Raw genomic sequence first — 12,910 nt, 5'->3', positions numbered from 1 at the left:
CTGCTCTCCGCGGGCGGATGGTGCGTGTGAAGTATTTATATATGCCGTCCGCTTTGCAAGACGTATGAAAACATTCATGCGTGATTTGAAGTGAATGGTCCACCTGTGGGGCGGTTCGAGCGAAGTGGGGCGGGATCAGTCCCGGAGGAAGAACTGGTGCTGGTCGGAGATCTGCTCGTAGTCCTCGAGCCGTGCCTGTGTGCGCTCCGGGTCGGCGTCGGTCATGGCCTGCAGCAGCGCGGCGGCCATCACGCCGGGCGCGGCGTAGGAGTCGAAGACCAGCCGGGAGCCGGTGCCGGTGGCGAAGACGACGTCGGCGTTGTCGGCCACCGGCCCGAGCGCCAGGTCGGTGATCAGGGCGACCCGCAGTCCGGCGCTGCGCGCGACCCGTACCGCGGTCAGGGTCTCCTGGGCGTGCCGGGGCATCGAGAACGCCAGCACCCAGGTGCCGCCCGCCTCACGCGACTGCAGCAGCGAGTCGTAGGCGACGCTGCCGCCCCGGGTCACCAGCCGCACGTCGGGGTGGACGCGGCGCGCCGCATAGGCGAAGTACTCGGCGAGCGACGCGGAGATGCGCAGTCCGAGGATGGTCAGCGGGGTCGACCGGGACAGTTTGCGGCCGATGTCGATGACCTGGTCGGGGTCGGCGAAGTCGCGCCGCAGGTTCTCCAGGTTCTCGATCTCGGCGTCCACGGCGGACTGCAGTTCGTTCGCGCCGTTCTCCTCGGCCGCGGGGCCCCCGGCGAGCTGGCCGAGTGCGATCGACTGGAGCTTCTCCCGTAGCGCGGGGTAACCGCTGAAGCCCACCGCCGCGGCAAAACGTGTCACCGAGGGCTGGCTGACACCGACCCGCTCCGCGAGATCGGTGATCGAAAGGAACGCCGCTTCGGTGATGTGCTCGATCAGATACTGGGCGATGCGCCGCTGTCCGGGGGACAGCCGGGGCTGATCGAAGAGTGTCCTGAGCTGGGAAGTCGGGGACGCCTCCGCTTCGCCGGCGGACTTGCCCGAGGTGATCGCGGATGCCTGTGCGCGTGCCTGCTGCGGCGATGGCAGGGAGGCGGCTCCTTTGTCTTCCACAGTGCTTCAACATAGCTCACACACTGTGGTGACCTGGGCTGGTATGAGACCCGCGCTCACCGACGATAGATGGTGATCGAATGGCCGACCGTATCGATCGGACGACTGCTGTCGATCAATTCGGCCAGTTGGCCGGTCGCCTTGGCCACCGAGGAGTCCGACACGACCAGCAGTCCGCGCACCTCACGGGCGGGTACCTCGCGCGGATCGGCGGCATGGATGCCGTAGAAGGACGGCACTCCGCTGCCCTTGTACACGAGCCAGATCCGTTCGCCCCGATACCGCTCGTCCAGCCGGTCCGCGAGCCGGCCGAGGTCCTGGCCCCAGTCCACGTTCGAGTCGTGCAGCCGCAGACTGGTCTTCGCCGGACCGCCGAACGCCTCGTTGGAGTACGGCAGGTAGTACGGGTACGTCCGCAGCGAGCTGACCGCGACGAACGCCACCAGCGCCCCCACCGCCACCGGCGCCCACCGCCACCGCACCGCGAGCACACAACCCGCCGCCACCGCCAGGAACATCGGCACGAAGACGGCGTAACGCGTGCCGAAGTCCCGTGACCCGAGCATGGCCGCGACGAGCAGCACCGCGGCGGGCACCAGCAGATAGGGCGCCGCCGGTCGCAGCCGCCGTACGGCCACCACCGCCACGACACCCGCCGCCCACAGGGCGAGCAGGCCGAGCGGCGTCTTCACCAGCAGCGCGGCCGGCAGGTAGTACCAGAGCGAGCCGGTGTAGAGCCGGCCGAACAGGAAGCCCTGCCACGGGTACTCCTCGAAGCCGAACTGGACCCGCATCCCGTCGCCGTAGGCCTGCGGGAACGGCAGCAGATCGATGACGAGTCCGCGCAGCCCGAGCACGACGGGTACGGGCTGCTGCGGCGTCCAGCGCAGCCGCGGGTCGACCACCAGGTACGAGGCCCATACGACCGCGATGGCGGCCACCGCCACGACCCCGGCGCCCACGGCCACCCGTCCGAGCACCCGTCGGCGGGACTCCGAGGGCGACTTCGCGCACCACACCGACAGTCCCGTGAGCGCCAGTACCACCGGGACCGCGGCCAGGGTGCTCATCTTCGTGGCCAGCGCCGCACCGAGGGCCACTCCGGCGAGGGGCACGTACCAGCGCGGCCGGTGTCGGGCCCGCCACAGCAGCCAGACCGACGTCAGCACGAACCCTGCCGCCGGAACGTCCAGCGTGGCCAGCGAGCCATGCGCGATGAGGTCGGGGGAGAAGGCGTACAGACCGAGCGCCCCCAAACCGCCCGCCACACCCGCCAGTTCACGGGCGAAGACGAAGACGATCAACCCGAATGAAAGCGTCAGAACGATCACAGGGAGTCGGGCGAACAGCATCAGCCGCCAGGGATCGTTGCCCGACTCGTACAGCAGGTGCTGCCCCAACTGGCCCTGATCGCCGGTGAAGGAGCGGTCGACGTGCGGATCGGCCGCCGCCACTCCGACGGCGATGATCAGCTTTCCGAGCGGCGGATGCTCGGGGTTGTGGGTCAGTCGGTGCTCGTGCAGATACTCGGCCGCCGTGCCGACATACACGGGCTCGTCGATCGTCGGAGTCTGCTGCAGCGCCGTCGTCACCATCGCGACGGCCATCTGGCCGAGCAGCACGACCACGAGGAGCGGCACGAGCCGACGCCGGCCGGACAGCCGCGAGCGCGGCGCGACGGACGTGCCGGACCCGGCGGAAGCGTCGGGCACACCGGAGAATCCCTCCGGGGCCGAGGCAGGGACCGAGTGCTGTTCGAGCGCCATTTTCCGCTCCGCGGCGCCGTCGGCCCCGCGGCGGCGGGAGCTGATCCGGAGCCGGCCCATGGGCCTACTCTGCACCAGCTCCCGCCGGGGACGGCGTTACCGCCTGAGGAGTCGTACCGACAGACCATCCGTCGTGTAGACGGGTACGGCTCGCAGCGTGCGGGAGTTCAGCTCCACGCGGTCGAACTGGCCGCGCAGCTGTGAGGCCTCGATGACGGGCACCGTGGTCCCCGCAAGCGGCGGACGCTCCGCGTCGAGGCGCAGCGACAGGACGCTGCCCCGGCCCAAGGTGACCCGGCGGGACACGTCGAGCGCCGGACCGTGGTTCTTGCGGACCAGGAGTTCCAGGGCGGAATCGCCGTCCTGGACGTACGAGCCGCGCACCCGCAGCACCTTGTCCGCGCGGAGCGTGCCGCCCTTCACCCGCACGTCGCCCTCTCCGAGCGCGTTGGCGGAAGCGGCCACCAGCACGCCGCCCTCGACCACCGTGCCGCCGTGGTACCGGTTGTGCCCGGTCAGGGTGAGTGTGCCGGTTCCGCGCTTGGTCAAGCCGCCGTCGCCGCGGATGTCGTTGCGCCAGCTGTCCGCCGCGCCGAAGCCCCCGGCCGCCGCGTCGAGCGTGACGGTCACGTCGGAGTCGAAGGCGCCGTAACCGTCCGCCGCGGTGAACAGGTCGAGCCGTCCCCACTGCTCGAAGCCGTCCAGCAGGACGTATCCGCCGGGCAGCGCGGTCGTGCGCAGCACCTCGCGGCGCTGGGCCGCGGTCAGGTACGGCTGGCGCGTCTCCAGCAGCACCTCCGCGCCCTTCGGCACGGTCAGGGGTTCGTCGCGACCGCGCCGGGTCAGCACGTAGGTCAGCTTCGGCTCGACCGTGCGGGCGTTGGCGTCACGGTCGGCGTACGGGTCGCTGGCGCGGTCGGCCGAGTGGGCGTACGCGTCGAGCGTGTCGGCCGTCGTGCCGGTCCGTCCCTTGAAGTACACCAGGGCCTGGGCGCGGGCGGCGGCCTTGAGTTCTGCGTTCGCCGGGTCGGCGAGGGCGGCGGCGGCCAGGGCGGTGGCCATGATGCGGCCGCCGAGGACGTCGACCGTGGAGTGCATGCCCGCCACGATGCGGGTGTGGCTGAGCTCGAAGGCGCGGGTCACCAGCTCCTGGAAGCGCTCGGGCACGGCGTAGGCGTACGCCAGGGCCGCCAGGTGCAGGGCGTTGGTGTGCCCGCTGGGGAAGCCGCCGTCCTCGGTCGCGTTCTCACCGCGCTGGCGCAGCAGCTGAGGGACGACGACCACCTTCGACTCGTAGACGGGAAAGCCGAACTCGTCCTTCCTGCCGGTGTCGACGACCTCGCTGTCCTCGTTCATCCGCCACGGACGCGGGTACTGGAAGGCGAACTTGGCCGGGTTGCCGGAGGCGAAGGGGCCGCGCACGGTGTCGACCAGCCTGGCCACCTGGCCGAGCTCCGAGTCGTACGACCCCGCGCCGATCGCGGAACCGGCCGGGGCGTCCGCGGGCACGGCGTCGCTGATCTTCCCCGCGGGGATGCCCTCCGGAGCGCTGGTGATCGATGTGACCGCCTTGGCGCCCGACTTGTACAGGTCGGCAAGCGGACCGAGACCGGCGATCACCGAGTAGCTCTGGTGCTGACGGTCGATGATGAACGATTCCTTCGCCTGAGCGTCCGTGCGCGCGGCGGTGATCCGGACGCTGTAGCGCATGTTGGCGCGCAGCACGTCGGGCATGAGCGGCTTGCCGCTGTTCCAGGCGCCGCCCGTCTTCCACATCTTCGCGAAGCCGCCGAGAACGCGGACCACCGCGTTGGTCTCGGGCGTCAGGTTCGCGACCACGTTGGTCTTGTAGTCGTCGACGAACGCGGCTGCCTTCGCGGCGGCCTTGGCGTCCGCGGCGGGGAGCCAGCCGGCGACGGCAGGGACGGCGAGGAGGGCCGCACCGCCGCCGGCGGAGGTCAGGAGAAAGCGCCTTCTATTGAGGGACGGGGTGGTGTGGCGCCCGACGGATGCCGGCATGGTGCCTCTCTCGAGTTCATCGGCCCGAACGGCCGGGAGGAGATCGAAATGATCGACTCGACCGTCTGGTGCACATGAGACGCACGAAACACAGGGGGATCGAGTCCTACGAGCGAAGATCTACGGGCGAGTTGTGTCGGACTCGGAAGGGTGCGGAGTCCGGCAGATGTCACACAAGTGAACGGGCGAGTGTCAGAGCGCCCTCGACCGGTGGCACTTCCAGGCGCCACGGCCGCGCCCCCGGCACGCTGTCGGCGAGCGCGGCGGCGAAGGCGTCGTACAGGACGGGCTGGGCGAGAATGGTGCTGCCGGCGACCACGACGTCGTCCACCGGGACTCCACGCGAGGCGAGTTGACCGACCAGCGCGGCCAGTGAGCGGCCGCCCTCGTCGATCACCGCACGGGCGAGCGGTGAACCGGCCCGGGCGGCTGCGAACACCACCGGCGCGTGCCGGCCCCACTGGGCCGAGGGACGTTCGGCGCTCTCCAACGCCGCGCCGAGTGCGGGCACTTCGGCGACGCCGAACGCGTCGACGAGCCCACGCGCCAGTGCGTCGGGCTCCTCGCCGAGATCGTGCGCCGCCCACACGGCCCGTACGGCCTCGCGGACGAGACCCGCCGAGCCGCCCTCGTCGCCGAGGACCGCGCCCCAGCCGCCGACCTGGACGGCACTGCCGTCGGTCAGCCGGCCGACCGCGACGGACCCGGTACCGGCGACCAGCCCGACCCCCTTGTCCAGCCCGGCGGCGGGGACCAGCAGTTCGGCATCGCCCACCACCAAGGCGGGCGCGTCGAAGTGGAGTTGGAGCGCGGTACGGATCTGGCCGCACTGGCGGGGGGTCTCGCAGGCGTGCCCGCCGACCGCGAGGGCTGAGGGACGCCCACCGGCCGGCAGGGTGTCGGCGACCAGTGCGGCCAGCCAGCCGGCGGCGGCGACCGGGTCGTGCGGCCGCCAGCCGCTGCTCGTGCGGACGTGGTCGGCGACCATGACGTCCCCCGCGAGTGCGCGCAGATGCGTCTTGGTGCCGCCCACGTCGACAGCGACCACGAGAGGAGGCGAGTGGGGAGTGTCCTGCACGGATCCTCTTTCGTCGTTGCGCGTGGGCTGCGACGGCGGGCGAACCGTGCGTGGGCGGGCGCCGACGTCGCGACGAGCGGCGTGAACCCGCGCCGTTGAGCGTAGGGAAGCCCCGGGACGGGCTTCGTTGCCGGGTGCGGCAGGCGAGCACCGCATCAGTTCGTTAGGAAGTTAACTAACGAAGTAGGGTGCGTCAAGAGGCGCGGAATTCCCGTTGCCGAACGATCATTTCGGCGGTTCCGGCCGCCGCGGCACGACCTGGGGAGACCATGGACCTGAGCGAGAGCGCGCGTGCGGTGTTCGCGGTGCTGGCCGGGGCGGGCACCGCCACCCGTCCCCAGCTGGCGGCCGGAGCGGGCCTGTCCAAGCCGACCGTCTCCGCCGCCGTCGCCGAACTGGAGGCCGCCGGCCTCGCTGCCCACTCCGGCACCGCCTCCGGCGCCACCGGCCGCTCCGCCGCCGTCTACCGGCTCGGGCCCGCCGCAGGCGCCGTGCTCGCCGTCGACCTCGGCCCCGCCCGGACCCAGGTGCGCGGCTGCGCCCTCGACGGCACCCTGCTCGCCGAGGGCACCGGCTCCCGCGACGACGCCGCCGGCACCGTGCGCAAGGTCATCGACGCGCTCCCCGTCGACGCCCCGCTGCGCGCCGTCGTCGTCGCCGTCGGTGACGTCACGACCCGGGACCGGGACGGCAGCGGGATGCGGCCCGCGACCGCCAAGGCCGGCCCCGTCTTCGACGCGATGGCCGTCGCACTGCCGGAGGGCGTACCCGTCCATCTGGAGAACAACGTCAACTGCGCCGCCCTCGCCGAACTGCACGAGGGCGCGGCCCGAGGCCGTCGCACGTTCGGATATCTGCGCATTGGCGTGGGCATCGGTCTCGGCATCGTCGTGGGCGGTGAGGTGCTGCGCGGGGCGAACGGCGCCGCCGGTGAGGTGGCCAGGCTGCCGTACCCGTGGGACGACGGCCGCGAGCCGCGCCACGAGGCGCTGGAGGACCGCATGGGCGTACGTTCCCTGCTGCGCCGGACCGCCGAGGCGTGGCAGGACGACGAGCCGTGCCCCGAGACCGCCGACCAGCTGTTCGCCCTCGCCGGGGCGGGCCACGGCACGGCCGGTGCCGCGGTCGCCGGGCACGCCGCCGACATCGGCCGGCTGGCCGCCGCGGTGGCCGCCGTCCTGGACCCCGGGATGATCGTGCTGGGCGGAGCCGTCGGCTCGAACCCGCAGCTCGTGCCGGGTGTGCGGGCCGAGCTCGGCCGGCTGAGCTGGCCCACCGAGGTCGTCAGCAGCGCGCTCGGCGACAGCGGCACCGTGGTCGGAGCCACCCGCCTCGCCGTCGCCCGTGGAATCCAAACCGTGACCGGGGCGGTCCAGGTGAAGCATTGACGGACTCCACCCGCTTCTGCCAATGTCCGGACAAGCGCTTTCTGAGCCGGCGGGACCCGGCTCGGGACGAGGTACTCCGCCGTATGTCGCGTACGGCGAGCCGTGCGAGGGCGTGCTCGTACGGTCACGGCCAGGACGACGGCCGTGGACCCTCGTCCGACACGGCGGAACGACCGGGCGAGGTCGCGGGCCGTAGGGCGCCATCCACAGAAGGATCCGAGCCGCGTTGACCGGCCGGGCAATCCGTCACGCACATCCAGGGAGGACCCGGTGGGTCACCAGATCTCGCGCAGAACCCTCTTCCGCACCGCGAGCGGACTGGCCGTCGCCGGCGCGCTCGGCAGCTCGCTCAGCGCATGCGCCGGCGGCACGGGCGCCGGCAGCACCAGCGGCGACCTGACCATGACGTGGTGGGGCAGCGACGACCGGCACAACGCCTACAAGAAGGCGCTCGCCCTTTTCCAGAAGCAGAACTCGAAGATCAAGATCCGCGAGACCTACCAGGGCTACGACGGATACTTCGACAAGTTCAACACGAACATCGCCGGCGGCAGCGCCCCGGACCTGCTCCAGATGGACACCGCCCTGGTGGCGCAGTACGCGCGCAAGGGCGTCCTCGCCCCGCTCGACTCCTACGTCGGCAAGAGCCTCGACCTGACGGGCTTCTCCAAGACGCTCCTCGCCGCCGGCACCGTGGACGGCGAGTTCTACGGCGTTCCGTCCGGCATCGGCGTCAACCAGCTCACCGTCAACCGCAGCGGCCTGGAGAAGCTCGGCCTGAAGCTGCCCGACCGCGAGTGGACCTGGGCCGACCTGAAGAAGATCGCCCAGGACGTCCACAAGAAGAGCGGCGGCAAGACCTACGGCGTCGACGACGGCGGCGGCTCCACCCTCCAGTGCTTCGAGGTGTTCGCCCGCGAGAAGGGACAGACCTTCTTCTCGGACGACGGCAAGAAGCTCGGCTTCACCTCCGACACCCTCCAGGAGTGGTGGGAGTACTGGGCCGAGATGCGCAAGACGAACGCGTCCCCGCCGCCGGCGATCACCTCCGCCGCGCACAACGACCTCACCAAGAACGCGGTCGTCATCGGCAAGGCGCTGTTCACCTTCGACTCCGGCGTCTACGGCGCGGGCGGCTCCATCACCGACGCGCAGCTGGACTTCCTGCCGACTCCGCAGGGCGACTTCTCCGGCGCCCGCGAGGGCAACTTCGTCAACGGCGGCGTGCTGCTGTGCGCCACCAAGGCCAGCAAGAAGGTCGCCGACTCGGTGAAGATCATGAACTTCTTCGCCCAGGACGACACGGCGATCAAGGACATGCAGCTTTTCCGCGGCATCCCGCCGACCGAGAAGGCGCGCAACCTGATCGCCTCGGGCCTGACCGAGACGGACAAGCTGAACATGGAGAACGCGGACTACATCTCCCAGCGGGTCTCCAAGGCGTCCAACGCCCTGCCTGCGCCGGTGCCGCCGCCGCAGGGGGCCGACCAGATCTGGGATCTGCTGTTCCAGTCGAACCTTGCGGTGGCCTTCGGCAAGAAGTCGATCAAGGCGCAGCTCTCCGAGTTCTTCGACCAGGCGTCGGGGATTCTCGGGGGTTAGCCCCGCGGGGCGCCCCGCGGAGGGGAGTTGCCGAGATGGGCTGTCGTTCGGCAGCGGGACGCCACGGGCACGTCGTGGCTGGTCGCGCCCACGCGGCGGAGCCGCACATCGATACAGACCCGTGCCCCTTCGGGGCGTGGCAGTCAACCGGGGCGTCGAGGAGTGCAGCCCCATCTGAAATACCGGGAGAGGGCCAGGGAGACATGAGTATGACCACCGCGCAGACCGGCGAGGTCGTCAAGGAACCGTCGGTTCCCGCGACCCCGTCCGACCAGCGGGAGCGTGACCGTATGCGTCGCCGCCTCGCCAGACGGCGGGGCGGGGGATGGTGGCCGTACCTCTTCCTGGCCCCCTGGTTCGTGGGCCTGTTCGGGCTGACGATCTATCCGATGCTCGACTCGCTGTACCTGTCCTTCACCAACTTCGACCTGCTGACGCCCGCGCAGTGGGTCGGCATGGACAACTACAACCGGATGTTCGCCGAGGACCCGGTCTTCTGGGACTCGGTGCACGCCACCCTCGTGTACGTCCTCGTCTCCGTGCCCCTGAAGCTGGCACTCGCCCTCGCGGTGGCGATGCTGCTCAACCGCGATCTCAGGGGCATCGGCCTGTACCGGGCCGCCTTCTATCTGCCGTCCCTGCTCGGCGGGGCCGTGGCCATCGCCATCGTGTGGCGGCAGGTTTTCGGCGGCGAGGGTCTGTTCAACGACTTCCTGGGCTGGTTCGGGCTCAACACCGGCCAGGACTGGATCTCCAGCCCGGACACCGCGCTCTACACCCTCGTCCTGCTGGCCGTCTGGCAGTTCGGCACGCCGATGGTGATCTTCCTCGCCGGGCTGAAGCAACTGCCGAAGGACGTGTTCGAGGCGGCCGCGATCGACGGTGCCGGCGCCGTGACCAGGTTCTTCAAGATCACCCTGCCGCTGCTCACTCCGATCGTCTTCTTCAACGTGGTCCTTCAGATCATCGACGCATTCAAGACGTTCACGCCCGCGTTCGTGATCAGCAACGGCTCCGGCGGACCGCTCAACTCGACCATGCTGTACTCCCTGTACCTGTACAAGAAGGGCTTCACGGACCTTCAGATGGGGTACGCCTCCGCGCTGGCCTGGGTGCTGTTCCTGGTCATCGCACTCTTCACGGCGGTCAACTTCATCGCCAGCCGCTACTGGGTCCACTACGACGACTGAGCGAGGAGTCCTTCACCCATGTCCGCCATCACCCCGCCCCGGTCCTCGACGTCGCCGCTGCACAAGCTCCGCTCGGCCACCGGGACCCGCCGAATCTTCATCCACACCGTGCTCATCGGCGTGGCGATCGTCATGCTGTACCCGCTGATGTGGATGCTCAGCAGCTCCCTCAAGCCCGACACCGAGATCTTCACCCACCCCGGGCTCATCCCGACCGCGCTGCGCCCCGAGAACTACTCCGAGGGCTGGAGCGGCTCCGGCAACTCCTTCTCCCTCTACATCACCAACTCGTTGATCGTGACGATCGGCGCGGTGATCGGAAACGTCATCTCCTGCTCGCTGGCCGCCTACGCCTTCGCGCGCTTCGAGTTCCGCGGCAAGAAGATCTGGTTCGGCCTGATGCTCGGCACCCTGATGCTGCCCACCCAGGCCGTCCTGATCCCGCAGTACACGATCTTCTACAACCTGACCTGGATCAACACGTTCCTGCCGTTGATCGTGCCGAAGTTCCTCGCGGTGGACGCCTTCTTCATCTTCTTGATGGTCCAGTTCATCCGCTCCATCCCGCGCGAGCTGGACCAGGCGGCCATGGTCGACGGCGCCAACCCCTGGAAGATCTACTGGAAGATCATCCTGCCGTTGATGAAGCCGGCGCTGATCACCACCACGATCTTCACCTTCATCTGGACCTACGACGACTTCCTGCACCAGCTCGTCTACCTCCAGCAGAACGACAAGTTCACCGTCCCCCTGGGCCTGACGCTGTTCCTCGACCAGACCAGCGGCTCCTCCTACGGCGCGATGTTCGCCATGTCGACACTCGCCCTCCTGCCCACCCTCATCTGCTTCCTCATCTTCCAGAAGAGGCTGGTGGAAGGCATGGCCACCTCCGGCATGAAGGGCTGACACCCGTGCATCTCCCTCGCCAGCTCGGCGCCCTGCACGACCTCCCGGACACCCCTCAGGCGTACGACGCCGTCCTCGCCGGTGTCGCCGAACAGGCCCTGGCCCGGCTCACGCCGGAGGGCAACCTGGAACACCCCGACTGTGCCGACGACATCGGCGACACCTCACTCGGCATCACCTCACTCCTCGCCCTGGCCTGGCAGCGCGGCCAGGACCCGCGGCTGCCGGAGGCGGTGCGCCGCAGCCTCGCCTTCCATCTGCGCGAGCGGGTCTACACCGAGGACAACCCCGGCTACCCGAACCTGCGGTCCCGCAACTCCGGTCTGCCGTACGCCCGTTACACCCTCGCCTCCGGCGCCCATCCCATCGGCGACTGGCCGAGCACGGTGTGGGCGCTGCTCCAGGCGGTCAACGTGCTGGACCTGGCGGAGGGACTCGTCGAGGACGAGCAGCGCGCCGAGCTGATCGAGGTGGCGCACGGCTACTGGCGCTGGCTGACCGAGGCGACCTTCTTCAATCCGCAGGAGGCCGGCAACCAGGCCATCGGCTGCGTCGTCGGCGGCCTGATGCTGGCCCGCCACCTCCCGCCCGGCCGGCGCGATCTGGTGCGGTCGCGCGCGATCGCCCTGTACGGCGACAAGATCCGCGCCCACCGGGTCGCCGACCGTGGCTCGCTGCTGCCTCCCGAGCACGGCGGCGCGTACGACAACAACTACGGCCCGATCTCCCTGTCCTTCCTCGCCCAGGCCCACCGGGTCAGCGGTGAGGAGGTCTTCGCCGAGGACGGCGACGCGCTCGCCCGCTACATCGACGCCCGTCTGCCCGGCGGCGGCTTCGACAACGGCGGCCCGCGCTACAGCGAGCAGCACAGCGGCTTCGAGTCGGTCCTCGGCCTGCGCTACTTCAGCCGGCGCATCGGCTCCGACCTGGGGCGCTACCGAGGCGACACCCGGTGGGGCCGGCACGCGGTCAAGGCGGACGGCGAAGTCGACGGCCATTTCGCCTGGATGCTGGTCTGGCAGATCCAGGACACCGCGCGCTGGCACCGCACCCCGTCCCTGGCCCCGGCCCGCCACCAGCTCCGCGCGGGTTCGGTCTCGGTGGCCTTCGACGACCGTATGACCCCGGCCCTGATCGAGGCGGCGGGCACTTACTACCTCCCGGCGGCGGTGAACCGGCAGCACGGCTTCGGCCCCGTGACGGACGGCTTCCTCTTCTGCCGCCCGATGGGCGAGGTCCGCGTCCGGGACGTCCGCGCCGACGGCCTCACGGCCAAGCTGGTCACCAAGCCGGTCGTCGGCCGCGACCACGTCCTGCGCCATGTCCGGTCCCTGTACGTCACCGACGGCACGACCCTGTGGGTGACGGTCGCCGTGGAGCGGCTGCCCGGCACGCCGTATCTGCTCGCGGGGCTGCCGTACGCCACCGACGACGGCGAGCGCGTGCGCAGGACCGCGGACGGTCACGTCACGTCGGCCGGTGAACTGCGCCTGACGCACCCGGAGCCGGACGGCGTGGACCACTTCGACGCCCGCGCGGACCGGACCCAGGAGGAGGCGGCCTTCGCCCTCGCGGCCGACCCTCGCGGCTACGGCAACCCCGACCTGGGCTGGAGCCACCTGGTCGGCTCGACGGCACTGGAGGCCGAACCGGCTCCCGGTGCACCGGAGGACCTGCACGTCTTCGCCGTACGGTACGGAGCAGGGCGCCACGGAGCGACGGGCCCGTTCGCGCCCGCCTTCGCCCAGGACGGTCCGGGCCTGACGGTCCGCACGGAGGCGTTCACCGCCGTGGTCGGCGAGGCGGCGGGCGACGCGCACGGAGAACCGGAGCTGACGCTGCGGGCGGTATAAGCCGGTCCTGCGGGCCGCGTGAACGGTC

Annotated in this window: 9 protein-coding genes; 5 read left to right on the top strand and 4 right to left on the bottom strand. The window is 70.4% G+C overall.

The features are described from left to right. Positions 1 to 135: 135 nt before the first annotated feature. From OHO27_RS02985 to OHO27_RS02970, 4 genes are all read right to left on the bottom strand, one after another. On the bottom strand, positions 136 to 1,056 hold the full coding sequence (locus OHO27_RS02985) for a MurR/RpiR family transcriptional regulator (protein ID WP_328430332.1): 921 nt from the start codon (positions 1,054 to 1,056) through the stop codon (positions 136 to 138). An 80-nt stretch (positions 1,057 to 1,136) separates the two neighbouring features. Continuing rightward, the gene (locus OHO27_RS02980) at positions 1,137 to 2,687 is read right to left on the bottom strand and encodes a phospholipid carrier-dependent glycosyltransferase (protein ID WP_328430331.1); all 1,551 of its coding nucleotides are present in this window, start codon (positions 2,685 to 2,687) and stop codon (positions 1,137 to 1,139) included. Between the two features lie 255 nt (positions 2,688 to 2,942). After that, positions 2,943 to 4,865, bottom strand: coding sequence for a phosphatase PAP2 family protein (locus OHO27_RS02975; RefSeq protein WP_328419989.1), 1,923 nt, complete (start codon positions 4,863 to 4,865; stop codon positions 2,943 to 2,945). 169 nt (positions 4,866 to 5,034) lie between these two features. After that, positions 5,035 to 5,943 (bottom strand): N-acetylglucosamine kinase, encoded by a 909-nt coding sequence (locus OHO27_RS02970; protein WP_328419987.1) that lies wholly within the window; start codon positions 5,941 to 5,943, stop codon positions 5,035 to 5,037. Between the two features lie 269 nt (positions 5,944 to 6,212). Between OHO27_RS02970 and OHO27_RS02965 the strand changes: the two genes are divergently transcribed. The 5 genes from OHO27_RS02965 to OHO27_RS02945 all read left to right on the top strand — a co-directional run bounded on the left by OHO27_RS02965 (position 6,213) and on the right by OHO27_RS02945 (position 12,882). Next, on the top strand, positions 6,213 to 7,331 hold the full coding sequence (locus OHO27_RS02965) for an ROK family protein (protein ID WP_328419985.1): 1,119 nt from the start codon (positions 6,213 to 6,215) through the stop codon (positions 7,329 to 7,331). A gap of 270 nt (positions 7,332 to 7,601) precedes the next feature. Next, positions 7,602 to 8,933 (top strand): ABC transporter substrate-binding protein, encoded by a 1,332-nt coding sequence (locus OHO27_RS02960; protein ID WP_328419983.1) that lies wholly within the window; start codon positions 7,602 to 7,604, stop codon positions 8,931 to 8,933. A 209-nt stretch (positions 8,934 to 9,142) separates the two neighbouring features. Further along, a complete protein-coding gene (locus tag OHO27_RS02955; protein WP_443059689.1) occupies positions 9,143 to 10,123 on the top strand; it encodes a carbohydrate ABC transporter permease in 981 nt (326 codons plus the stop codon). A gap of 18 nt (positions 10,124 to 10,141) precedes the next feature. Next, a complete protein-coding gene (locus tag OHO27_RS02950) occupies positions 10,142 to 11,029 on the top strand; it encodes a carbohydrate ABC transporter permease (protein ID WP_328419979.1) in 888 nt (295 codons plus the stop codon). Positions 11,030 to 11,034: 5 nt separating this feature from the next. Beyond that, positions 11,035 to 12,882 (top strand): hypothetical protein, encoded by a 1,848-nt coding sequence (locus OHO27_RS02945; RefSeq protein WP_328419975.1) that lies wholly within the window; start codon positions 11,035 to 11,037, stop codon positions 12,880 to 12,882. Positions 12,883 to 12,910: the final 28 nt, after the last annotated feature.

The organism is Streptomyces sp. NBC_00443, assembly GCF_036014175.1.
In the GTDB taxonomy this organism is placed as follows: domain Bacteria; phylum Actinomycetota; class Actinomycetes; order Streptomycetales; family Streptomycetaceae; genus Streptomyces.
The sequence above is the reverse complement of the archived record's forward strand: the minus strand, read 5'-3'. Positions and strand labels throughout refer to the sequence as shown.